The organism is Streptomyces sp. NPDC029044, from assembly GCF_040637495.1.
In the GTDB taxonomy this organism is placed as follows: Bacteria; Actinomycetota; Actinomycetes; order Streptomycetales; family Streptomycetaceae; genus Streptomyces.
This window is the reverse complement of sequence record NZ_JBEZWN010000067.1, coordinates 1-23635: the sequence shown is the minus strand read 5'-3', so window position 1 is coordinate 23635 and position 23635 is coordinate 1. Positions and strand designations below refer to the sequence as shown.

Annotated in this window: 19 protein-coding genes and 1 pseudogene; 11 read left to right on the top strand and 9 right to left on the bottom strand. The window is 71.1% G+C overall.

Going from position 1 to position 23635, the window contains the following annotated elements:
• The first annotated feature begins 3 nt into the window (after positions 1 to 3).
• From AB0E85_RS33460 to AB0E85_RS33450, 3 genes are all read left to right on the top strand, one after another.
• Positions 4 to 927, top strand: coding sequence for an ABC transporter ATP-binding protein (locus AB0E85_RS33460; protein ID WP_361935321.1), 924 nt, complete (start codon positions 4 to 6; stop codon positions 925 to 927).
• Positions 924 to 1700, top strand: a complete 777-nt coding sequence (locus AB0E85_RS33455; RefSeq protein ID WP_361935318.1) for an ABC transporter permease — start codon at positions 924 to 926, stop codon at positions 1698 to 1700. The genes AB0E85_RS33460 and AB0E85_RS33455 overlap by 4 nt, the downstream gene beginning before the upstream one ends.
• A 74-nt stretch (positions 1701 to 1774) precedes the next feature.
• On the top strand, positions 1775 to 2782 hold the full coding sequence (locus AB0E85_RS33450) for a COX15/CtaA family protein (protein WP_361935316.1): 1008 nt from the start codon (positions 1775 to 1777) through the stop codon (positions 2780 to 2782).
• Positions 2783 to 2822: 40 nt separating this feature from the next.
• Here AB0E85_RS33450 and AB0E85_RS33445 read toward each other — a convergent pair whose 3' ends face one another.
• The 3 genes from AB0E85_RS33445 to AB0E85_RS33435 all read right to left on the bottom strand — a co-directional run bounded on the left by AB0E85_RS33445 (position 2823) and on the right by AB0E85_RS33435 (position 5423).
• Positions 2823 to 3938, bottom strand: a complete 1116-nt coding sequence (locus tag AB0E85_RS33445) for an amidohydrolase family protein (protein ID WP_361935313.1) — start codon at positions 3936 to 3938, stop codon at positions 2823 to 2825.
• Between the two features lie 176 nt (positions 3939 to 4114).
• Positions 4115 to 4447: a hypothetical protein gene (locus AB0E85_RS33440; protein WP_361935310.1), complete on the bottom strand. Its 333-nt coding sequence runs from the start codon at positions 4445 to 4447 to the stop codon at positions 4115 to 4117.
• 58 nt (positions 4448 to 4505) lie between these two features.
• Complete coding sequence (locus AB0E85_RS33435; RefSeq protein WP_359636027.1) at positions 4506 to 5423, bottom strand: heme o synthase; 918 nt, start codon at positions 5421 to 5423, stop codon at positions 4506 to 4508.
• Positions 5424 to 5806: 383 nt separating this feature from the next.
• Between AB0E85_RS33435 and tkt the strand changes: the two genes are divergently transcribed.
• The 5 genes from tkt to pgl are packed head-to-tail and all read left to right on the top strand — an operon-like array spanning position 5807 to position 12454.
• Positions 5807 to 7894 (top strand): transketolase, encoded by a 2088-nt coding sequence (gene tkt / locus AB0E85_RS33430; RefSeq protein WP_361935307.1) that lies wholly within the window; start codon positions 5807 to 5809, stop codon positions 7892 to 7894.
• A 34-nt stretch (positions 7895 to 7928) separates the two neighbouring features.
• The gene (gene tal, locus AB0E85_RS33425; protein WP_361935305.1) at positions 7929 to 9047 is read left to right on the top strand and encodes a transaldolase; all 1119 of its coding nucleotides are present in this window, start codon (positions 7929 to 7931) and stop codon (positions 9045 to 9047) included.
• A 4-nt stretch (positions 9048 to 9051) separates the two neighbouring features.
• Complete coding sequence (gene zwf / locus AB0E85_RS33420) at positions 9052 to 10575, top strand: glucose-6-phosphate dehydrogenase (protein WP_361935303.1); 1524 nt, start codon at positions 9052 to 9054, stop codon at positions 10573 to 10575.
• Entirely contained in the window at positions 10572 to 11672 is a 1101-nt protein-coding gene (opcA, locus tag AB0E85_RS33415) for a glucose-6-phosphate dehydrogenase assembly protein OpcA (RefSeq protein ID WP_361935300.1), read from the top strand. The genes zwf and opcA overlap by 4 nt, the downstream gene beginning before the upstream one ends.
• Entirely contained in the window at positions 11669 to 12454 is a 786-nt protein-coding gene (gene pgl / locus AB0E85_RS33410) for a 6-phosphogluconolactonase (protein WP_361935297.1), read from the top strand. Before opcA ends, pgl begins: the two co-directional genes overlap by 4 nt.
• Positions 12455 to 12622: 168 nt before the next feature.
• Here pgl and AB0E85_RS33405 read toward each other — a convergent pair whose 3' ends face one another.
• The 5 genes from AB0E85_RS33405 to AB0E85_RS33385 form a co-directional block, all read right to left on the bottom strand.
• Positions 12623 to 13462 (bottom strand): carbohydrate ABC transporter permease, encoded by an 840-nt coding sequence (locus tag AB0E85_RS33405; RefSeq protein WP_361935295.1) that lies wholly within the window; start codon positions 13460 to 13462, stop codon positions 12623 to 12625.
• Positions 13459 to 14820, bottom strand: coding sequence for an ABC transporter permease subunit (locus tag AB0E85_RS33400; protein WP_361935293.1), 1362 nt, complete (start codon positions 14818 to 14820; stop codon positions 13459 to 13461). Before AB0E85_RS33400 ends, AB0E85_RS33405 begins: the two co-directional genes overlap by 4 nt.
• A gap of 6 nt (positions 14821 to 14826) precedes the next feature.
• Positions 14827 to 16152 (bottom strand): ABC transporter substrate-binding protein, encoded by a 1326-nt coding sequence (locus AB0E85_RS33395; RefSeq protein WP_361935290.1) that lies wholly within the window; start codon positions 16150 to 16152, stop codon positions 14827 to 14829.
• A 52-nt stretch (positions 16153 to 16204) separates the two neighbouring features.
• Positions 16205 to 17860, bottom strand: coding sequence for a glycoside hydrolase family 13 protein (locus AB0E85_RS33390; protein ID WP_361935288.1), 1656 nt, complete (start codon positions 17858 to 17860; stop codon positions 16205 to 16207).
• A 153-nt stretch (positions 17861 to 18013) separates the two neighbouring features.
• The gene (locus tag AB0E85_RS33385) at positions 18014 to 19285 is read right to left on the bottom strand and encodes an ABC transporter substrate-binding protein (protein WP_361935285.1); all 1272 of its coding nucleotides are present in this window, start codon (positions 19283 to 19285) and stop codon (positions 18014 to 18016) included.
• A gap of 122 nt (positions 19286 to 19407) precedes the next feature.
• On the opposite strand from AB0E85_RS33385, the gene AB0E85_RS33380 reads away from it, so the two are divergent.
• From AB0E85_RS33380 to AB0E85_RS33370, 3 genes are all read left to right on the top strand, one after another.
• Positions 19408 to 19923 (top strand): PadR family transcriptional regulator, encoded by a 516-nt coding sequence (locus AB0E85_RS33380; RefSeq protein ID WP_361935283.1) that lies wholly within the window; start codon positions 19408 to 19410, stop codon positions 19921 to 19923.
• Complete coding sequence (locus tag AB0E85_RS33375; RefSeq protein ID WP_361935281.1) at positions 19920 to 20678, top strand: ABC transporter ATP-binding protein; 759 nt, start codon at positions 19920 to 19922, stop codon at positions 20676 to 20678. The genes AB0E85_RS33380 and AB0E85_RS33375 overlap by 4 nt, the downstream gene beginning before the upstream one ends.
• Before the next feature lie 108 nt (positions 20679 to 20786).
• Positions 20787 to 23069 (top strand): FtsX-like permease family protein, encoded by a 2283-nt coding sequence (locus AB0E85_RS33370; RefSeq protein ID WP_361935279.1) that lies wholly within the window; start codon positions 20787 to 20789, stop codon positions 23067 to 23069.
• Between the two features lie 71 nt (positions 23070 to 23140).
• Here the strand turns inward: AB0E85_RS33370 and AB0E85_RS33365 are convergent.
• Positions 23141 to 23635: pseudogene (locus AB0E85_RS33365) on the bottom strand (glucose-6-phosphate isomerase); the annotation flags it as partial.

Sequence of the window (23635 nt, the reverse complement as noted above, 5' to 3'; positions counted from 1 at the left end):
CCCATGCGAAGTGAGCCCGTGGTCCAGGTCCAGGCCCTGGTGAAGCGGTACGGCCCGAAGACCGCGGTGGACGGGCTCGACCTGGTGGCCCGGGCGGGGGTGACCGCCGTCCTCGGCCCCAACGGGGCGGGCAAGACGACCACGGTCGAGACCTGCGAGGGGTACCGGAAGCCGGACTCCGGCACGGTGCGCGTCCTGGGCCTCGACCCGGTGAGACAGTCCGCCGGCCTGCGGCCCCGCATCGGCGTGATGCTCCAGTCCGGCGGCGTCTACTCCGGTTCCCGGGCCGACGAGATGCTCCGCCACGTCGCCAAGCTGCACGCGCACCCGCTGGACGTGGACGCGCTGATCGAGCGCCTCGGCCTCGGCTCCTGCGGCCGCACGACGTACCGGCGGCTGTCCGGCGGGCAGCAGCAGCGGCTCGCCCTGGCCATGGCCGTGGTCGGGCGCCCGGAGCTGGTCTTCCTCGACGAGCCGACCGCCGGGCTCGACCCGCAGGCCCGCCGCGCCACCTGGGACCTCGTCCGGGACCTGCGGGCCGACGGCGTCTCCGTGATCCTCACCACGCACTACATGGACGAGGCGGAACAGCTCGCCGACGACGTGGCGATCATCGACGCGGGCCGGGTCATCGCCCAGGGCTCCCCGGAGGAGCTGTGCCGGGGCGGCGCGGAGAACACGCTCCGCTTCTCGGGCCGGCCGGGCCTGGACGTGGGCTCGCTGCTGAAGGCCCTGCCCGCCGACTGCTCGGCCGCCGAGCTGACGCCGGGTTCGTACCGGGTCGTCGGCAAGGTCGACCCCCAGCTGCTCGCGACGGTCACCTCCTGGTGCGCCCAGCACGGCGTGATGCCGGAGAAGATCTCGGTCGAGCGCCACACCCTTGAGGACGTCTTCCTGGAGCTCACCGGCAAGGAGCTGCGCTCATGACCGCCACCGGCACCGGGACGTACACGCCGAAGCCCGGCGCGGCCCCGCTCTCCCGCATGATCGCGGCCCAGGCCCTGCTCGAAACGAAGATGCTGCTGCGCAACGGCGAGCAGCTGCTGCTGACCGTCGTCATCCCGACCCTGCTCCTGGTGCTCTTCAGCACCGTGGACATCGTCGACACCGGCGCCGGCGAGGCCGTCGACTTCCTCACCCCCGGCGTCCTCGCACTCGCGGTGATGTCGACGGCGTTCACCGGCCAGGCCATCGCCACCGGCTTCGAGCGCCGCTACGGCGTGCTGAAGCGGCTGGCCTCCTCACCCCTGCCGCGCTGGGGCCTGATGTCGGCCAAGACGCTGTCGGTCCTGGTCACCGAGGTGCTCCAGGTGATCCTGCTCACGGTGATCGCCTTCGCGCTCGGCTGGTCGCCGCAGGGCAATCCGGTCGCCGTCCTGCTGCTCCTGGTCCTCGGCACGGCGGCCTTCTCGGGCCTCGGGCTGCTGATGGCCGGGACGCTGAAGGCCGAGGCGACGCTGGCCGCGGCCAACCTGGTGTTCCTGCTGCTGCTCGTCGGCGGCGGGGTCGTCGTGCCGCTGGACAAGTTCCCCTCCGGCGCCCAGGACGTCCTCGGTCTGCTGCCGATCGCGGCCCTGTCCGACGGGCTGCGGGACGTGCTCCAGCACGGCGCCGGGATGCCCTGGGGCAATCTGGGGATCCTGGCCGTCTGGGCGGTCGCGGGGCTGGCCGCGGCCGGGAAGTTCTTCCGCTGGGAGTGAAGTTCTTCCGCTGGGAGTAGGGAGGCGCCCCCGTGAGGGACCCTCGTGAAAGCGTGCACAAGCGGCGGCTTACGATGGTTCGCGTGCCAAACGTGACCCGCGCCGACGCTCAGGCCGCCCTGCGCAACCCGCTCGCCTTCATCGCCGAACGCTGGACCCCGGAACCCCGGACGGTCCGGCGCGCGGCCCTCTCCGCGCTCCTGATGTCGGTGCTCATCGTCGTCACCGGGGGCGCCGTACGGCTGACGGGATCGGGCCTGGGCTGTCCGACCTGGCCCAAGTGCACCGACGACTCGCTCACCGCCACCAGCGAGATGGGCTTCCACGGCGCCATCGAGTTCGGCAACCGCATGCTGACGTACGTGCTGTGCGCCGCCGTGGGCTGGGCGATCATCGCCGCGCGCTCGCACAAGCCGTACCGGCGCGGGCTGGTCCGGCTGGGCTGGGCCCAGTTCTGGATCGTCATGAGCAACGCGATCCTCGGCGGCATCGTCGTGCTGGTCGGTCTCAACCCGTACACGGTCGCGGCCCACTTCGTGGCGACGTCCGCGCTCATCGCGGTGGCCACGGTCATGTGGCAGCGCACCCGTGAGGGCGACACCCCGCCCCGTCCGCTGGTCGGCAAGGCCGTGCAGCAGCTGGTCTGGTTCCTGACCGCGGCGGCCGTCCTGCTCATCCTGGTCGGCACGGTCGTCACCGGCGCGGGCCCGCACGCGGGCGACTCCAGTGAGGTCGAGCGGATGCCGGTCGACTGGGAGACGGTGAGCAAGCTGCACGCCGTGCTGGCGTGGATCGTGGTGACGCTGACGTTCGCCCTGTGGTTCGTCCTCAAGGCGGTCGACGCGCCGAAGAACCCGCTGCACCGCACCCGCGAGCTGTTCCTGATCCTGCTCACGCAGGGCGTCATCGGCTACGTCCAGTACTTCACGGACCTGCCCGAGGTCCTGGTGGGCCTGCACATGCTGGGCTCGGCCGTGATGTGGATCTGGGTGCTGCGGGTGGTGCTGTCGCTGCGCGAGCGGCCGGACGCCGCAGTGGACCTGCCCGGTCCCACCGCCGAGGCCACCCTGACCAAGGCCTAGGGGCCACCCCGTCCGAGGCCTAGGGCCACCCGTCCGAGGCCTAGGGGCCCTGGCCCAGCCCGTACACCCGGCGCGCGTTGGCCGACGCCAGCATGCCCGCCACCCGCTGCGCGTCGGTCAGTGACCAGGCGCCCTCGGCGACCCAGGTGCCGAGCACCCGGCCGAGGGCCTCGCGGAACAGGCGGGCGCCCACGACGTGCAGTTCGGGCAGGCCCTGCGCGCCCGTGGAGAAGAGGATCTTCCCGAAGGGCGCCATCTCCAGGATCTCGGCGAGAACGGCAGCGGCCCGGGCGCCCGTGCGGACCAGGGCGGCGCCGCAGTCGACGTGGACGTGCGGGAAGACACCGGCGAGATGGGCCGCGTTGCGGTGGTACGGGTAGCCGTGCAGCAGGACCAGGTCCGTGCCGAGCCCGGCCGTGGCCCGTACGAAGTCCGTCAGCAGCACCGGGTCCGTACGGTCGGTCCGCAGTCCCGGCGCGCCCAGCCCCGCGTGCAGCTGAAGGGGCAGGCCCGAGGCGACCGCGCTCCACAGCAGGTGCCGCAGCAGCACCGGGTCGCTCAGTTCACCGCCGACCCCGCGCCCGGCGAGCCAGCGGCCGGCCGCCCCGCGCACCTCTCCCGGCCCGGGCGGCTCCGGCGCGAGTGCGAGGCCGTGCCGTACGCCCGCGACCGAGGTGAAGGCGACGGCGTTCGCGGCGGCCGCGTGCACCGACTCGGCGAGGTTGGCGAGGAAGGACTCGACGGTTCCGGAGGTGTCCGCGACCTGCTCGGCGAGGAGTTCCAGGCGCACGATCTCGCGGGCCTCGGCAGCTCCGGCACAGGCCAGCTCGCCGGGTTCCGTCAGATCACCGGGCATACCGGTGTCGACCAGGTACGTGGTGATGCCGCTGCCGCGCAGCAGCCGGCGGCCGGACTCCAGGACGCCCAGTTCCCGGCGGCGGGCCAGGTAGCGGGCGGGCGGGCAGTGCGGTTCGAGGCCCAGCAGGGGCGGGCACCAGCGCCGCACGGCGAAGCCGGTCTGGGTGTCGAAGAGGGTGGTGCCCGGGGCGGGCGGGCCCTCGGTGCGGCTGAGGTGGGCCTCGAAGGTACCGAGGCCCAGCTCCGTGCGGAGCACTCCGTGGCAGTACTGGTCCACCAGTGACGGCGTTTCGATCATCCGGGCCTCCCGGTGTGGACCCTGTTGTTCTCAAGGGTCCTAACGGGTGAACCGGGTGTGAGGTCGCGGTCCCGGGGTGGGCGGCCAGTGCCGTACGGCGAGTGCGGACCGGATGTGGCTGGTCGCGCCCACGCGGCGGAGCCGCACATCGATACAGCCCCGCGCCCCTTTTGGGGTCAGTCGTTCTTGGGGCCGCCTACCTGGATTCCGGCCATACGGCTCCACTCGTAGCGGCCCGTCTTCACCTTCGCCGCGAATTCGCCGTCGAAGGACTCGTGGGCGGTGATGCCCGACTTCTCCACGGCCTTCTCGGCGATCTCGTAGGAGGGGGCGACCAGGTCGCCCCAGTTGCCGTCCTCCCCGACCAGGACGATGCGGGCGCCGCGCTCGCCGAGGTAGGCGACCTGGCCCTCGGCGCCGCCGTGGGCCCGGGAGAAGGAGGAGATCTGCTTGGCCAGCCGGGCCACCTTGCGCTCGGCCTTCGGGTCAACCTGCTGCGTGTCTGCCATGGCCAGGATGCTACTCACGGGTAGATCGTCTCGCGAGGGCAGGGCGGTGTGACGTACGTCAGCGCAGGAACGGGTCGACCGCGACCGCCACGAACAGCAGCGAGACGTAGGTGATCGACCAGTGGAACAGGCGCATCTCCTTCAGCTTCGCGCCCGTCACCTCCGCCTTCGCGCGGTTCTGGAGGCCGTGCGCCTCCCAGAGCCAGAAGCCGCCCGCCAGCAGCGCGACCGAGGTGTAGAACCAGCCGGTGTAGCCGAGCGGGGTCAGCAGCAGCGAGACGGCGACCATGACCCAGCTGTAGATCACGATCTGCTTGGCCACGACCTTGTTGGAGGCGACCACCGGCAGCATCGGCACGCCCACGCGCGCGTAGTCCTCCTTGACCTTCATGGACAGCGGCCAGTAGTGCGGCGGCGTCCAGAAGAACATGACCATGAAGAGGATGACCGGCGCCCAGGACATCGAGTTCGTGACCGAGGACCAGCCGATCAGCACCGGCAGGCAGCCGGCGATGCCGCCCCACACGATGTTCTGCGAGGTCCGGCGCTTGAGGATCATCGTGTAGACGACCACATAGAAGAGGAGCGCGCCGAGGGCGAGCCAGGCGCTCAGCCAGTTCACCGTGAGGCCGAACAGCAGCGTCGAGGCGACGGCCAGCGTGATGCCGAAGGCGAGGCACTCGCGCGGGCTGACCATGCCGGTGACCAGTGGCCGCTGCGAGGTGCGGTCCATCAGCGCGTCGATGTCGCGGTCGATGTACATGTTGAGGGCGTTGGCGCCGCCCGCGGACATGTAGCCGCCGAGGCACGTCAGCAGCACCAGCGTCAGATCGGGCACGCCCTGCTGCGCCAGGAACATCACCGGCACCGTGGTGATCAGCAGCAGCTCGATGATCCGCGGCTTGGTGAGAGCCACGAACGCCTTGACACGGGCCCCGAACGGCCGGTGGGCCGGGCTCTGGTCCGCCCCGATCATCCCCGCTGGACGGGATTCAACGGCCGTCACGCACACCCCTACAGAGACATCCCAGCAAGCCTCACCCCTGTGAAGTCCCGGTAAAGGCTCGCGCGTACCACGCCACTTTAGACGTTGCCCAGACTCGGACATTCGCGGGGGTCGGCTCGTGTTGGCAGAGGGCTTCCGAAGGGCGCGTCGAAGCTCGATTGAGCACCCGGATGAGCGGCTCCGTATTCACCTGTCGAATGCGGTACGGCCCAGTCAGGAGGCGGATCGGGATCGGTCCCGGCACTCTGGAGTGACTCGAAAAAACGCACGTCCCACGGGGGTAGGCTCGACTGCGGCCGGTGGGCGCCCCGATACACCGGCATCCGACATGTGGAGAGGAGCCCTGACCCAGGGTGAGCACCAAGCCGACCACCACAGACCTCGAGTGGACCGAGTTGGACCAGCGGTCCGTCGACACCGCGCGTGTCCTGGCCGCCGATGCCGTACAGAAGGTCGGTAACGGCCATCCGGGTACGGCGATGAGCCTGGCGCCTGCCGCCTACACCCTCTTCCAGAAGGTGATGCGGCACGACCCGGCGGACGCCGACTGGGTCGGGCGGGACCGCTTCGTGCTGTCCGCCGGCCACTCGTCCCTGACCCTCTACACCCAGCTGTACCTGGCCGGCTTCGGCCTGGAGCTGGACGACCTGAAGTCCTTCCGCACCTGGGGTTCGAAGACCCCCGGCCACCCGGAGTACGGGCACACGACCGGTGTGGAGACGACGACCGGGCCGCTCGGCCAGGGTGTCGCCAACGCGGTGGGCATGGCGATGGCCGCCCGCTACGAGCGCGGTCTGTTCGACCCGGAGGCCGCCGAGGGCGAGTCGCCGTTCGACCACTTCATCTACTGCATCGCCGGTGACGGCTGCCTCCAGGAGGGCATCTCGGCCGAGGCCTCGTCGATGGCGGGCCACCAGAAGCTCGGCAACCTGATCCTGCTGTGGGACGACAACCACATCTCGATCGAGGGCGACACCGAGACGGCCGTCTCCGAGGACACGGCCAAGCGCTACGAGGCCTACGGCTGGCACGTGCAGCGCGTGGAGCCGCAGGAGAACGGCGACCTGGACCCGGCCGCGATCTTCGAGGCGGTCCAGAAGGCCAAGGCCGTCACGGACCGGCCGTCGTTCATCGCGATGCGCTCGATCATCGCCTGGCCGGCCCCGAACGCGCAGAACACCGAGGCCGCGCACGGCTCGGCGCTCGGCGACGACGAGGTCGCGGCCACCAAGCGGGTGCTGGGCTTCGACCCGGAGCAGTCCTTCGAGGTCTCCGACGAGGTCATCACGCACACCCGCAAGGCGCTGGAGCGGGGCCAGGCGGCCCGCGCGGTGTGGGAGAAGGCCTACCAGCAGTGGCGGGACAACAACCCCGAGCGCGCGGCCGAGTACGACCGTGTCGCCAAGGGTGAGCTGCCCAAGGGCTGGGAGGAGAAGATCCCGGTCTTCGAGGTCGGCAAGGGCGTGGCCACGCGTGCCGCCTCCGGCAAGATCCTCCAGGCGCTCGGCGGGGTAATCCCGGAGCTGTGGGGCGGCTCGGCGGACCTGGCCGGTTCCAACAACACGACGATCGACAAGACCAGCTCCTTCCTCCCGGCGGACAACCCGCTGCCGGAGGCGGACCCGTACGGCCGCACGATCCACTTCGGGATCCGCGAGCACGCGATGGCCGCCGAGATGAACGGCATCGCGCTGCACGGCAACACCCGCATCTACGGCGGCACGTTCCTGGTCTTCTCCGACTACATGCGCAACGCGGTGCGGCTGTCGGCGCTGATGCACCTGCCGGTGACGTACGTGTGGACGCACGACTCCATCGGCCTGGGTGAGGACGGCCCGACCCACCAGCCCGTCGAGCACCTGGCGTCGCTGCGCGCGATCCCGGGCCTGAACGTGGTGCGCCCGGCCGACGCCAACGAGACCGCCATCGCCTGGCGCGAGATCCTCAAGCGCTGGACGAAGGAGTTCGGCAAGGGTCAGCCGCACGGTCTGGCGCTGACGCGTCAGGGCGTGCCGACGTACGAGCCCAACGAGGATGCCGCCAAGGGCGGTTACGTCCTGTTCGAGGCCGAGGGCGGTGACGCCGAGGTGATCCTGATCGCCACCGGCTCGGAGGTGCACGTCGCCGTCGAGGCGCGCGAGCAGCTCCAGGGCGCCGGCGTGCGCACGCGCGTCGTGTCCATGCCGTCGGTGGAGTGGTTCGAGCAGCAGGACCAGGGGTACCGGGACAGCGTCCTGCCGCCGTCCGTCCGGGCCCGTGTCGCGGTGGAGGCCGGTATCGGTCTCACGTGGCACAAGTACGTGGGGGACGCCGGCCGCATCGTTTCCCTGGAGCACTTCGGTGCTTCGGCCGACGGCAAGGTCCTTTTCCGCGAGTTCGGCTTCACTCCCGAGAACGTGGCCGCCGCCGCGCGGGAATCGATCGCCGCAGCTCAGCGCTGACGCTTATACACGACACGTAGGAGATGGAATTTCCATGACAGACGCACTCAAGCGCCTCTCCGAGGAAGGCGTGGCGATCTGGCTGGACGACCTGTCGCGCAAGCGGATCACGTCCGGCAACCTCGCCGAGCTGATCGACCAGCAGCACGTCGTGGGCGTCACCACCAACCCGTCGATCTTCCAGAAGGCGATCTCGCAGGGCGACGGCTACGACACGCAGCTGACCGACCTCGCCGCCCGCGAGGTCACCGTCGAAGAGGCCATCCGCATGATCACGACGGCGGACGTCCGTGACGCCGCCGACATCCTGCGCCCGGTCTTCGACGCCACCGGCGGCAAGGACGGCCGGGTCTCGATCGAGGTCGACCCGCGCCTGGCGCACAACACGCGGGCGACGGTCGCCGAGGCCAAGCAGCTCGCCTGGCTGGTGGACCGGCCCAACACGCTCATCAAGATCCCGGCGACCGAGGCGGGCATCCCGGCCATCGCCGAGACCATCGGCCTGGGCATCAGCGTCAACGTCACGCTGATCTTCTCCCTGGAGCGCTACCGCCTGGTCATGGACGCGTTCCTGGAGGGCCTGGAGAAGGCCAAGGAGCGCGGCCTGGACCTGTCGCAGATCCACTCCGTGGCCTCGTTCTTCGTGTCCCGCGTGGACACCGAGATCGACAAGCGGATCGACGCGCTGGGCACTGACGAGGCCAAGGCCGCGCGCGGCAAGGCCGGCGTCGCCAACGCCCGGCTGGCCTACCAGGCGTACGAGGAGGTCTTCTCCTCGGACCGCTGGAGCGCCCTGGAGAAGGCGGGCGCCAACAAGCAGCGTCCGCTGTGGGCGTCCACCGGCGTGAAGGACAAGGCCTACAAGCCCACCCTGTACGTCGACGAGCTGGTCGCGCCCAACACGGTGAACACCATGCCGGAGGCGACCCTGTTCGCCACCGAGGAGCAGGGCGAGATCCGCGGCAACGCCGTCGCCGGCACGTACGAGCAGGCCCGCGCCGACCTCGACGCGGTCGAGAAGCTCGGGATCAAGTACGACGACGTGGTCCGGCTGCTGGAGGAGGAGGGCGTCGAGAAGTTCGAGGCGTCCTGGACCGACCTGCTGAAGTCGACCGAGGCCGAGCTCAAGCGCCTCGCCCCCTCGGAGGGCTGAACAGGTGTCGAGCAGCAACCCGCTGCGTGACCCCGCGGACCGACGGCTCCCGCGTATCGCGGGGCCGTCGGGCCTGGTCATCTTCGGCGTCACGGGCGACCTGTCCCGCAAGAAGCTGATGCCCGCCGTGTACGACCTTGCCAACCGGGGTCTGCTGCCGCCGGGCTTCTCGCTGGTGGGCTTCGCCCGCCGCGAGTGGGCGCATGAGGACTTCGCTCAGGAAGTGCACGACGCGGTCAAGGAGCACGCCCGTACGCCCTTCCGCGAGGAGGTCTGGCAGCAGCTCATCCAGGGCATGCGCTTCGTGCAGGGCACGTTCGACGACGACGACGCCTTCGAGCGGCTGCGCTCCACGATCGAGGAGCTGGACAAGGCACAGGGCACGGGCGGCAACTTCGCCTTCTACCTGTCCGTGCCGCCGTCTGCCTTCCCGGTGGTCATCCAGCAGCTGAAGAAGCACCAGCTGGCCGACCAGACGGGCGGTTCCTGGCGGCGCGCGGTCATCGAGAAGCCGTTCGGCCACAACCTGGAGTCGGCCGAGGAGCTCAACAAGGTCGTCCACGAGGTCTTCGCCCCGGACCAGGTCTTCCGCATCGACCACTACCTGGGCAAGGAGACCGTCCAGAACATCCTGGCCCTGCGCTTCGCCAACACGATGTTCGAACCGATCTGGAACCGGTCCCTCGTGGACCACGTGCAGATCACCATGGCCGAGGACATCGGCATCGGCGGCCGTGCCGGGTACTACGACGGCATCGGCGCCGCCCGTGACGTCATCCAGAACCACCTGCTCCAGCTCATGGCCCTGACCGCCATGGAGGAGCCGGCCTCCTTCGACGCGGACGCGCTGGCCGCCGAGAAGACCAAGGTCCTCGGCGCCGTGAAGCTGCCGAAGGACATGGGCCGGGACACCGTGCGCGGTCAGTACTCCGCGGGCTGGCAGGGCGGCGCCAAGGTGATCGGCTATCTCGACGAGGACGGCATCGACGCCTCGTCGAAGACCGACACCTACGCCGCGATCAAGCTGGAGATCGACAACCGCCGCTGGGCGGGCGTCCCCTTCTACCTGCGCACCGGCAAGCGGCTGGGCCGCCGGGTGACGGAGATCGCGGTCGTCTTCCAGCGGGCCCCGCACTCCCCCTTCGACTCGACGGCCACCGAGGAGCTCGGCTCCAACGCGATCGTCATCCGCGTCCAGCCCGACGAGGGCGTCACGGTCCGCTTCGGTTCCAAGGTGCCGGGTACGTCGATGGAGATCCGGGACGTGTCGATGGACTTCGCGTACGGCGAGTCCTTCACGGAGTCGAGCCCGGAGGCGTACGAGCGTCTGATCCTGGACGTTCTGCTCGGTGACTCGAACCTCTTCCCGCGTACGGAGGAGGTCGAGCTGTCCTGGAAGATCCTCGACCCGATCGAGGAGTACTGGGACAAGAACGGCAAGCCCGCCCAGTACCAGGCCGGTACCTGGGGGCCCGTCGAGGCGGACGAAATGCTCGAGCGACACGGACGGAGCTGGCGCCGGCCATGAAGATAGACCTCACGGACACCACCGCCAGCAAGGTCAACAAGGCGTTGGTGCAGGGGCGCAGGGCGATCGGCACCCCGGCCGTCGGCATGGTGCTCACGCTGGTCATCGTGACGGACGAGGAGAACGCCTACGACGCGTTGAAGGCCGCGAGCGACGCCGCGCACGAGCATCCCTCGCGCACGCTCGTGGTCATCCGGCGCGTCTCCCGCTCGCCCCGCGACCGTACGCAGTCCCGCCTGGACGCGGAGGTGCGGGTCGGCGCCGACGCCGGCTCCGGTGAGACGGTGGTGCTCCGGCTGCACGGCGAGGTCGCGGACCACGCCCAGTCGGTGGTGCTGCCGCTGCTGCTGCCGGACGCCCCGGTGGTGGTGTGGTGGCCGGTGAACGCGCCGCTCGACCCGGCGAAGGACCCCCTGGGTGCCCTCGCGCAGCGCCGCGTCACCGACACCTACGCCTCCGAGCAGCCGGTACGGGACCTGGCCACCCGGTCCGGGACCTACACCCCCGGCGACACGGACCTGTCCTGGACGCGCATCACGCCTTGGCGTTCCATGCTGGCGGCGGCGCTCGACCAGGTGGCCTGCGAGGTCCGGGCCGTCGAGGTGGAGGGCGAGGAGTTCAACCCGAGCTGTGAGCTGCTGGCGATGTGGCTCGCGGACCGGCTGGACGTCCCCGTGAAGCGCTCGCTGTCCGGCGGCCCCGGTCTGACGGCCGTCCGCATGGACACCAACTGCGGGCCGATCAAGCTGGACCGGGCCGACGGCTCGCTGGCGACGCTCTCCATCGAGGGCCAGCCGGACCGTGCCGTGGCGCTCAAGCGCCGGGAGACCGCCGAGCTGATGGCGGAGGAACTGCGGCGCTTGGACCCGGACGACACGTACGCGTCGGCGCTGCGGTACGGGGTGGACCGGCTGAAGTCCCCGTCGTCGGCGCCGGCGGTGCAGTCGGTGCCCAAAAGTGAAGGGCGGGCAGGACTCGCCCTCCCCGCTCCCGTTGAAAGGGCTGCGAAAGCACCCGCTGCGGAAGCGACGGCGCAGGCACCGGTGAGGCGGGAACCGCCCGAGCTGGAGCCGGTACGGAAGGCGACGACGAAGTGAGTACGGCACCGCAGCTGGTCGTGCACCGCGACAAGGAACTGATGGCGCAGGCCGCGGCGGCCCGGCTGATCACCAAGATCGTGGACGCGCAGGCCTCCCGGGGCTCGGCGTCCGTGGTCCTGACGGGCGGCCGCAACGGCAACGGCCTGCTGGCCGCCCTGGCCGCGGCGCCCGCCCGGGACGCGATCGACTGGAGCCGGCTCGACCTCTGGTGGGGCGACGAGCGGTTCCTGCCCGAGGGTGACCCGGAGCGCAACGTCACCCAGGCGCGGGAGGCTCTCCTCGACTCGGTGCCGGTCGATCCGAAGCGGGTGCACGCGATGCCCGCGTCGGACGGGCCGCACGGCACCGACGTGGACGCGGCGGCCGCCGCGTACGCGGAGGAACTGGCGCAGGCGGCGGGTCCGGAGAACCACGGCCCCGTGCCCACGTTCGACGTGCTGATGCTGGGCGTCGGGCCGGACACGCATGTGGCGTCGCTCTTCCCCGAGTTGCCCGCGGTCCGGGAGACCGAGCGCACGGTGGTAGGCGTCCACGGCGCGCCCAAGCCGCCGCCGACCCGGGTGACGCTGACGCTGCCGGCGATCCGGGCGGCCCGTGAGGTGTGGCTTCTCGCGGCCGGGGAGGACAAGGCGCAGGCGGCGGCGATCGCGTTGTCGGGCGCGGGCGAGATCCAGGCCCCTGCGGCCGGGGCGTACGGCCGCAGCCGGACGCTGTGGCTGCTGGACGGGCCGGCGGCTTCCCAACTGCCCCGTTCCTTGTACCCGCCGGCTTCGGCCTAGGCATGCCAGGGGGCTCCGCCCCCTGGGCCCCCGTGCCTTCGCCCGCCCGCCACCCGAAGCAGCCAGCCAAGAGGCTGGACTCGCGAGTTGCCCCCCAACAAGGGCAGTTTCGGGTGGTGGGTGGGCATAGGTCCAGGGCCCAGGGGGCGGAGCCCCCTGGTACAGCGGCTACTTCACCGAACCTGCCATCACGCCCTGCACGAAGTGCCGCTGGAACGCGAAGAACACGACGACGGGGACGATCAGGGACACGAACGCCCCGGGTGCCAGGACATCGATGTTGCTGCCGAACTGGCGTATCTGGGACTGGAGTTCGACGGTCAGCGGCTGCGACGCGCTGTCCGCGAACAGCAGCGCCACCAGCATGTCGTTCCACACCCACAGGAACTGGAAGATGGCGAGCGAGGCGATCGCGGGCCGCCCCACGGGCAGGACGAGCCGCGTGAAGATGCGCCACTCGCTGCCCCCGTCCATGCGGGCCGCCTCCAGCATCTCCTTCGGCATCTCGGCGAAGTAGTTCCGCAGCAGGAACACCGCGAAGGGCAGGCCGTAGGCCACGTGGAAGAGGACCACACCGGGGATCGTGCCGAACAGGCCCAGCTGCCCGAAGAGTTTGGCGACCGGTAGCAGACCGATCTGCACCGGCACCACCAGCAGCGCGACCACCACCAGGAAGATCGCCTCCCGCCCGGGGAAGTCCAGCCACGCGAAGGCGTACCCGGCGAGTGCCGCGACGACCACGACCAGCACGGTCGTCGGCACCGAGATCAGCACCGTGTTCCAGAACGCCTGCGTGATGCCGGCGTTCCCCAGCAGCGAGGAGTAGTTGTCGAAGGACAGCTGCCCGGGGCTGGTGAACACCGTCCACCAGCCGCCCTTCGCCGTGTCCTCGGCGGACCGCAGCGAGGACAGGAACAGCCCGGCCAGCGGCGTCATCCACACCAGACCGACCACCACGAGGAAGGCCTGGACGACTCCGTTGCCCAGCCCGCGCCGCACCGCGTTCATCGTTGACTCCTTCGGAAACGGCGGACGTTGAACACCATGGCCGGGACGACAAGCAGCAGGAGCAGCACGCCCAGCGCACTGCCGAGCCCCTGGTTGTTTCCGCCGCCGAACGACACCAGCCACATCTGCGTCGCGAGCACGGTCGCGTCCTCCTGCACGGGCCCGGGCGCGATGATGTAGACGAGGTCGAACACCTTCATCACGTTGATGACGAGGGTGATGAAGACGACCGACAGGACGGGTGCCAGCAGGGGCACCGTGATCCGGCGGAAGATCTGCCACTCGTTCGCGCCGTCCATCCGCGCCGCCTCCAGGGCGTCCCTCGGCAGCGTCGACAGGCCCGCCCCGATCAGCACCATGGCGAAGCCGGTCCAGATCCACAGGTAGGCGCCGATGATCGCCGGGGTGACCAGCGCCGGACCGAGCCAGGAGACACCCTCGTAGGGCGGGGCGAAGTTCGACGAGGGCAGTCTCACGTCGTAGGAGCCCGCTTCGAGTCCCTCGAAGCGGAAGGAGCCGTCGGCTGCGGTGGTCGCCGAGGCGACCTGCTTGCCGTCGCGGACCGCCTCGACCTTCATCTGCGGCAGCCCGCTCTCCCGGCGGTCGACCTTGCCCTGCTCGCCTCCCCCGCCGGGCGTGAAGTCCAGGTAGACGACTCCGCGCAGTTCGTCGGCGGCGGCCTCGCGTCCCGCCGCCGCGTACGCCGGCTCGGCCCCGCCCGGCAGGTCGCCGGGCTGCACGCCGACCAGGCCCAGCGCCACCGCGTCCCCGGGCGACACGCTCGCGCTCGTACGGTAGGAACCGTCCTTGTCCTTCGTCAGCCCCTGGCCGTCGCGCGCCCGGGCCGTCGGGTAGGAGGACTCCCCCTTGAAGGCGTCGTGGACGGAGACGACCGCCGCGTTGAGCACGCCCTTGTCGGGGTCCTCGTCGTAGGCGAGGCGGAAGATGATGCCGGCGGCGAGGAAGGAGACCGCCATCGGCATGAAGAGGAGCAGCTTGAAGGCGGTGGCCCAGCGGACCTTCTCCACCAGCACGGCGAGGATCAGGCCCAGGCCGGTGAGCAGGGCCGGGGCGATCACGACCCAGATGGCCGTGTTGCGGACGGCCTTGAGGGTCGCCGGGTCACGGAACATCTCGGCGTAGTTGTCGCCGCCGACGAAGCTCGTCCCGGAGGCGTCGAAGAAGCTGCGGCCGATGCTGAACAGCACGGGGTAGACGACGAGAGCGCCGAGCAGCAGCAGCGCGGGCAGCACGAACAGCAGGGCGATGATCTTCCCGCGCCGGCGCAGCCGCCGGGTGCGGTCGGCGACCGGGCCGGGCGGTGGGGAGCTCGTCTCTTGCACGAGGGTCGCTGTCATGGCGTATCAGTCCTGGTACGCCTTGGCCGCCGCGGCCTCCAGCTTCGCCGCGGTGCCCTTGGGGTCCGACGGGTCGCGCAGGAAGTCCTGGAGCAGCTTCCACTCGCCGGCGCCCTTCGTACCGCCGAACGCGGCCGGGGCCTGGTCGGACATGTCGAAGCGGACCGAGTCCCCGGCCTGGACGAGGGACTTGGCGGTGGCGCGGGTGACGTCGTCGCCGTAGGAGGCGAGGTCGAGCTTCTTGTTCGGGGAGAGGAAGCCGCCGGCCTCGGCCCAGACGGCGGAGGCCTCGGGGGTCGCGAGGTACTCGAGGAGGGCCTGGGCTGCCTTCTGGTTCTTGCCGTCCTTGAGGACGACGGCGGCGTCTCCGCCGCTGACGACCGGTGCTTCGCCGCCGCCGACCGCCGGGAACGGGAAGAAGTTCGCGTCCTCGCCGACCTTCTTGCCGAACTGGTCCTTGGCGACACCGGCGACGAAGTCGCCCTCGTAGACCATGCCGGCCTCGGGCTCCGGCCCGAAGACCTTCTCGACCGAGCCGGGGAAGTCGGTGTTCAGGGCGCCCTTCTGGCCGCCGGCGATGAGTTGCTTGTCCTTGAAGAGCTTGCCGAGGGTGGTGAGGGCGTCGACGACGGACGCGTCGGTCCACTTCAGCTCGTGGGCGGCGAGGGCGTCGTACTTCTCGGGTCCGGCCTGGGAGAGGTAGACGTTCTCGAACCAGTCGGTGAGGGTCCAGCCGTCCTGTCCGGCGACGGAGAACGCGGCGAGGCCGGAGTCGGACACGGTCTGCCCGGCCTTGAGCATCTCGTCGTAGCTCTTGGGGGGCTTCACGCCGGCCTGTTCCAGGGCGTCGGGGCTGTACCAGACGGTCGACTTGTGGGCGGCCTTGAAGTACAGGCCGTAGAGAGTGCCGTCGACGCTGCCGTACTTCCTCCAGACGGGGGCGTAGCCCGCGTCGACGGCCTGCTCGGTCTTCTGGGAGAGCGGCTTGAGCCAGCCCTTCTGCGCGAACTGCTTGAGCACGCCGACCTGCGGGACCATCACGACGTCGGGGGCGTTGCCGCCCTCGATCTTGCTGCCGACGACGGTGGAGACGTTGTCGCCGGTGGACGTGAACTGCGTCTTGGCGCCGGTCTTCTCGGTAAAGGCGTCCAGCACCTTCTGGAAGTTCTTCTGCTCGGTGCCGGACCAGACACCGGCCACGGTGACCGTCTGGCCCCCGAGCGCCTTGTCGCCGCCGCCGGCCGAGACGGGGCCGCCGCCGCAGGCGGTCGCGCCGAGCGCCAGGACGAGAGCGGTGCAGCCGGTGAGCAGGGTGGTACGTCGTCGCATCATCGTTGATGTCCCTTCGGGGAGTTGACTTGCGAAGCGTTCGCTTGCGGGGCGGTCAGGAACGGATCCACCAGGCGGCCGTCGAGCCGGAGAGCACTCCGGACGGGCAGGGGCCGCTGGCGAGCAGGGGGGTGCCGGGGACCGGCGCGGGGGTGGGGGCCGTGCCGAAGTTGACGGCGCACACCAGGTCGCCGCGTTCGAAGGCCAGGACACCGGGCGGGGCGTCCAGCCAGCGCAGCGTGCCCTCGCCCAACTGCGGCAGTGCGGCACGCAGTTGGAGGCCGTCGCGGTACAGGTGCCAGAAGGAGCGGGTGTCGGCGAGGGCGCGGTCGGTGGCGTACTCGGCGAAGTACTCCGGCTGTGGCAGCCACGGCTTGGCGCTCTCGACACCCGATGTGAAGCCGAACGGCGAGGCCTGGCCCGACCAGGGCAGCGGGACCCGGCAGCCGTCGCGGATGCGGGCCCTGCTGCCGGTGCGGCGGAAGATCGGGTCGGTGAGTACGTCGTCGGGCAGGTCCACGACCTCCGGCAGGCCGAGCTCCTCGCCCTGGTAGATGTACGCGGCGCCGGGCAGGGCCAGCATGAGGAGCGCGGCGGCGCGGGCGCGGGCGGCGCCGAGGCCGCTGCCCTCGGTGGCGGGTTCGCCGTAGCGGGTGACGGTGCGGACCTGGTCGTGGTTGTTGAGGACCCAGGTGACCGTCGAGCCGGTGCCGGCGATGTCGTCCATGGCCTCGGAGATGACCTTCTGGAAGGCGTCGGCGTCCCAGGAGGCGCTGAGCAGGTCGAAGAAGAAGGCCTGGTGCAGCTCGTCGGGGCGGACGTACTGCGCGTGCTCACGGGCGGTGGGGACGGACACCTCACCGACGAGGAGGCGCTCGCAGCCGTCGCGCTCGGTGTACTCCTCGCATATGGAGCGCCAGCGCCGCCAGACGTCGTGCACCTCGGGCTGGTTCCAGGCGAGGGGGTTGACCGAGTCGCGGGTACGGGCGTCGGCCTCCGGGTCGTCGGAGTCGGGCAGCTCGGGGTGCTTGTAGAGGCCGGCGGCGACGTCGATGCGGAAGCCGTCGACCCCCCGGTCGAGCCAGAAACGCAGCACGCGGTCGAACTCGGCGGCGACCTCGGGGTCGCGCCAGTTCCAGTCGGGCTGCTCGGGCGTGAACATGTGCAGGTACCACTGGCCGGGCGTCCCGTCCGGCTCGGTCACCCGGCTCCAGGCGGGGCCGCCGAACATGGCGTGCCAGTTGTTGGGCGGCTCGGACCCGTCGGGGCCACGGCCGTCGGCGAAGTGGAAGCGGGCCCGGGCCTCGCTGCCGGGAGCCGCTGCGAGCGCCTCGCGGAACCAGGGGTGCTCGCTGGAGCAGTGGTTCGGGACGATGTCGAGCAGCACCTTGACGCCCAGCCGCCGGGCGGCCCCCACGAGCTGGTCGAACTCGCCGAGGTCGCCGAAGAGCGGGTCGACGTCGCAGTAGTCGGCCACGTCATAGCCGTGGTCGTGCTGCGGCGAGGGATAGAAGGGGCTCAGCCAGATCCCGTCGACGCCGAGCTTCTTGAGGTACGGCAGTCCGGCCCGGACGCCGGCGAGATCGCCGATGCCGTCGCCGGTGCTGTCGAGGAAGCTGCGGACGTAGACCTGATAGATCACTGCGTCACGCCACCAGTGGTGCCTGTTCAACCCATCGACCTGTCTCTGAGAAGGGCAGCGGTTATGCATGCATGTTAAGTAGGCGTGTCGAGAGGGTGTCAATGAAAAGGCAGGACCAACTGATTACTTGGAATGCCTGAAACGGGATGTATCGGGCACTATGCAGCAAGATGAGACCCCCGCGTTACCTAACAAGTAACTAGAGAGATCGCCCGACTAGGGCTAGGGGTGCGAGACGGCCGCGAGCTCTCGGGCGAGCCGCCGCACCGCCGCCGCGGGCGCCTGGTGCCCGGCCATCGCGTCGTGCACGACCGCCTGCACGACGAGGCTGACCTGGTCGTAGCGCGGGCTCTTGGGGCGCGGTTCGGCCGCGAGCACACTCGTCCGCAGGGTCGGCAGGTAGGGGAACCTGCGGATGAGAGCGGGGTCCTGGTAGAGATCGGCCCGCACGGGCGGCAGCGCGCCACGGGTGAGGACCTGGCGCTGGACGGGCTCACTGGTGAGGTACGCGATCAGACGGGCCGCCGAGTCGGGGTGCCGCGCGTGGGCGCTGACGGCCAGGTTGGAGCCGCCGAGGACACTGGTTCCCGGCCCGTCGGGTCCGGGCAGGGGGACGGCGCCGATCTTCCCGGCGACCTTGGAACCGGGCGCCGAGGCACCGACGTAGGCGTACGGCCAGTTCCGAAGGAAGAGCAGCCGGCCGTCCTGGAAGGCCTGCTTGGACTCCTCCTCCTTGTACGTCAGCGCCTCTCCGGGGATCCACCCCTCCCGCACCCCGCGCGCCAGGAACCCGATGCCCTCACGGGCCGCGGCCGAGTCGACGGTGACGCGCTCGCCCTCATCTCCGAGGATCGAGCCGCCCGCCGAGTAGACGGCCTCGGCCGCGTTGACGGTGAGGCCCTCGTAGGGCAGGAACTGACCGGCGTAGCCGTCGAGGCCGTGCTTCGGGGCGATGGTCTTCGCGTACCGCTCCAGCTCCGCCCAGGTGCGCGGTGGCGCGACGCCCTCCTCGGCGAGGACGTCCTTGCGGTACAGGAGCAGGCCGGCGTTGGTGACGTACGGGACAGCGTAGAGCTGTCCGTCGTAGGTCGCCGTGTCCACGACCGGCTGGAGGAAGGTCTTCAGCGGGAAGCGGTCCCGGGGCAGCGGTCTGATCCAGCCCGCCGCGGCGAACTCCGGGGTCCAGTTGACGTCGATGTTGAGCACGTCGAACCGGCTGCGGTCGCCGTCGCGCAGGTCGGTGACCATCTGGGCCTGGGTCTCGTCGGCCGAGTCCGGCAGCTCGACGAGGGTCACCTTCTCGCCGGGGTGGGTACGATTCCAGCCCTCCAGCAGGGGGCCGAGGTAGCCGGTGAGGTCCCCGGCGGTGGCCAGGGTGAGGGGGCCACGACCGCCCTCGGGGGGCTCGCCCGCCTGCGCTCCGGCGGCAACGTAGCCTGTCAGGACCACGACGAGAACGAGAAGGCCCCTACCCGCGGCATGGATCCACCGCATAGGTTCCTCCCTGTACACCGGCGCTGGGCACCCTTGCCCGGAATCAGAGGCCATGTATACCTGTTAGGTATGGGCGATACTAGGGCCTGGAGCACATTGGACCGGACAGGAGGACTGCACGCGTGCGCCTGCCCCTCCTGGCCCTCCTCGCCCGCGGGCCCGCCCACGGCTACGAGCTCAAGCAGGACCTTGAGCAACTGCTGGGCTCCGCGTACCCTCAGCCGAACGTCGGCCAGATCTATGTGACCCTCGGCCGCCTCGAGAAGTCGGGACTGATCGAGGGCGAGGACGTGGCGCAGTCCAGCCGGCCCAACAAAAAGGTCTACCACCTCACCGACGCCGGGCGGGAGGCGCTGCGCGCCTGGTTCGAGGAGCCCGAGGACGAGCCGCGGGTACGGGACGAGTTCTTCATGAAACTGGCGCTCGCTCCGCAGACCGGCCTCGCCGAGCAGCTCACCCTGATCAACCAGCAGCGCCGCCAGTACCTGAACACCATGCGGCAGCTGTCGAAGCTGGCCGCCGCCGAAGACCGCGACAACCGCATCGCCCATCTGCTGATCGAGGGCGCGATGCTGCACCTGCAGGCCGACCTCGACTGGCTGGAACGGTGCCAGGAAGAGCTGGAGGAGCTGGAGTGAGCGACGACCGTCCCGCTCCTGTGCTGCGTGCCGAGGGGCTGGTGAAGACCCACCACGGCGAGGGCGCGCCCGCCCATGCCGTGCGCGGGGTCGACCTGTGCGTTCGCCCCGGCGAGTTCGTGGCCGTCACCGGCCCGTCCGGCGCCGGCAAGTCGACGCTGCTGCATCTGCTCGGCGGCCTCCAGCGGCCGGACGCGGGCAGTATCTGGCTCGACGGCGAGTCCACCGACACCTATGGCGAGGCCCGCTGGGCGGTGGAGCGCCGCAAGCGGATCGGGATCGTCTTCCAGTTCTTCAACCTAGTCTCGAACCTGTCCGTCGCCGACAACGTGGAACTGCCCGCCCTGCTCGCGGGCACCTCGCCGAAGCAGGCGCGCGCCGAGCGTGAGGCGCTGCTGGCCGAGCTGGGCCTGACGGGCAAGGAGCGCAGCATGCCGGGCGAGCTGTCCGGCGGTGAGCAGCAGCGCGTCGCCCTGGCCCGGGCCCTGGTCAACCATCCGCCGCTGCTGCTGGCCGACGAACCGGCGGGCAGCCTCGACAGCAAGGGCACCCGCGAGGTGATGCGGCTGCTGTCCCGCTTCCACCAGCGCGGCCAGACGATCGTGCTGGTCACCCATGACGCCCGGGTGGCGAGCGCCGCGGACCGGGTGATCAGCTTCTTCGACGGCCGGATCGCCGACGACGCGGAACTCGACGGTGGCACCACCCCGCCGCGCCGCTCCGGGATATCCGGTGTGCTGGAGCTCAAGGACTGACATGCGCGACGTCCACGACGACGGTGCGGACGTGCCCGTCCACGACGACCGTGCGGACCTGCGCGGCCCCGACGCCCGCGCGGCCCGCGAGCCGAGGGGCTGAGGCCCGTGCGAGCCACCCTGCGCTGGGCCCACTCCGATCTGCGCACGCACCGCGGCGAGGCGCTGTTCCTCGTCCTCGCCACCGCGGGCATCGTCGCCTCCCTGCTGCTGGCCACGGCCCTGTTCGGCTACGCGACCAACCCCTGGCAGCGAGTCTTCACGCAGTCGCACGGCGCCCATGTGTGGCTGCACACCGACAAGGCGGCCGACACCGGGAAGCTGGCCGGTCTGGACGGCGTGGACACCGTCGCCGGCCCCTACCCCACCGCCGCCGTCACCGTCTCCTCGCGCGGCAGCCGGGCCGCCGTCGAACTGCGCGGCACCCCGGAGCGGCCTTCGGTCGGCCGCCCGCCGATCGTCTCGGGCCACTGGCTCGACCCCTCGGCCCCGAACGGTGTGGTCCTGGAGAGCCGGCTCGCGCGGGCCCTGCTGGCCGAGCCCGGCGACACGCTCACCGTGCCCGGCACCGCCCGCGAGCTGACCGTCGTGGGCCTCGCCGACAGCGCCGAGCCGCGCTACCGGCCCGGTGAGCAGCCCGGCCTGGTGTGGGCACTGCCGTCGGCCGTACCGGACCCCGGCGGCCAGGTGATCGGGCTGCGGCTGACGGACCCGGGCGACACGTCCTACATCGTCCAGCGCGCCGTGACGGTGCTGGGATCCGGGGCGATCGGCGAGGTGTCCACCTGGCAACAGGCGCGTGCCGAGGCCCAGGGCGACAACCGGCTGCTCGGCCAGGTGCTGGGGCTGTTCGGGCTGGGCGCCCTGGTCGCTGCCGGGCTCGCCGTGCACGGGGCGATCGGCACCCGTATCCGCGGACACCTGCGCGACCTCTCCGTCCTGAAGGCCATCGGTTTCACGCCCGGCCAGGTCGTCCGGATCTTCCTGCTCCAGCACCTCGCCTACGCCCTGCTCGGCGCCTTGGCCGCCGCCGGGCTCGCGGAGGCCCTGGGCAGCCGGATCCCCGGGCGGCTCGGGGACGCGGTCGGCGTGTGGCAGGGGCTGCCCGGACACACCGTGGCCCTGATCGTGGTGCCGGTCGGCGCGGTGCTGTTCATCGGCGCGACCACCGGCCTCGCCGCCTGGCGGGCCGGACGGGTGCCGCCCGTACCCCTGCCGCGACCCGCCGCTACCTCGGGCGGGCGGCTGTCCGGCGTGGCGCGCCGGGCCCTGGGCGTGCGGATTCCGCCCGCGCTGGTACTGGGCTGGCACACGGCGTTCACCCGCCGCCGCCACTCCCTGGCCACCGTCGCCCGTCTCACGCTGCCGCTGCTGCTGATCGTCGTCGCGATGAGCGCCTGGACCACCATCGACCGCTTCCACAGCGAGCCCGACCGGGTCGGCCTGCCCACCGCGCTCAGCGTCCGCGCCGACGCCGGCCGCAGCGAGCAGCAGATCCGGTCGCTGCTGGAACGCGACCCGGGGGTGGCCGCCGCCTACCCGGGTGTGGAGACGGCCGCCCTGGGTCCGAGCCAGACGGCGACCATCGCGCTGCGCGGCCTCGGCACCCACCGGGACCCCTACCCGCACACCCTCGCCGAGGGCCGGCCCGCCCGCGGCTCCGACGAGGCCGTGGCCGGCCAAGGGCTGCTCGATCTGCTGGACGCGCGGGTCGGCGACTGGGTCCGGATGACCGTCGGCGACCAGCCGCTGATCCTGCACATCGTGGGCCGCAGCATCGAGCCGGAGAACGCCGGCCGGGTCATCTCCACTCCCCTCGACACCCTCCGCGAGAACGACCCGGGGCTCCGCCCGACCCTCTACGAACTCCGCCTCGCCCCCGGCGCCGACCCGCGGGAGGTCGCCGACCGGCTCACCGCCGCCGGGGACGGCCACCTGGACGTGCACACGGTGGCGAACCCGGCTGACGGGCTGTCCCCCCTGCGCGCGGTCGTGGCCGGGCTGATCGCCGTGCTCGCCCTCATCGGGCTCATCGAGCTGCTGACTGCGATCGGCGGAACCGTCCGCGAGAGCGAACGGGACCTGCTGGCCCTGAAAGCCATCGGCCTGTCCCCCCGGCAGATCACGGCGATCACCGTCACGGCCACCGGCCTCACGGCCCTGGCGGCCGTCCTCGCCGCCACCGCCCTGGGTCTGCCGCTCGCCCACTGGCTGATCGACGCCCAGGGCCGCTCCAGCGGCATCGGCGCGGGCATCGCCCAGGGCCCCTCCGCCGTCCTCGTGGTGCCGCTCGGAGCGGCGGCGGTCCTCTGCGCCGCCGCGCTGGCAGCCGTCCCCGCTGCCCGGGCGGCACGGCGACGCCTCGCGGACACGCTGAGCGCAGTGGCCTGACCTCGCCGCCGGTCAGCCGCCGTAGGGGCGCTGCGGGTGGTACGGCGGCTGCGGGCCCCGTCCGGCTCCCGTCACTGCCGGCCGCGCAGCTCCCGGTAGGTGGCGACCAGCGCGGTGGTGGAGGCGTCCAGGCCCTCGACCTCGGCGCCCTCCGTCAGCGCGGGCTCGACGCGCTTGGCGAGGACCTTGCCGAGCTCGACGCCCCACTGGTCGAAGGAGTCGATGTTCCACACCGCGCCCTGGACGAACACCTTGTGCTCGTAGAGGGCCACCAGCTGGCCGAGGACCGACGGGGTCAGCTCGGGCGCGAGGATCGTGGTCGTCGGGTGGTTGCCCTGGAACGTCTTGTGCGGCACCAGCTCCTGCGGCACTCCCTCGGCCCGCACCTCCTCGGGCGTCTTGCCGAAGGCCAGCGCCTGCGTCTGGGCGAAGAAGTTGGCCATCAGCAGGTCGTGCTGCGCCTTCAGCTCCTCGCTCAGCTCGGCGACCGGCCGGGCGAAGCCGATGAAGTCGGCCGGGATGAGCTTCGTGCCCTGGTGGATGAGCTGGTAGTACGCGTGCTGCCC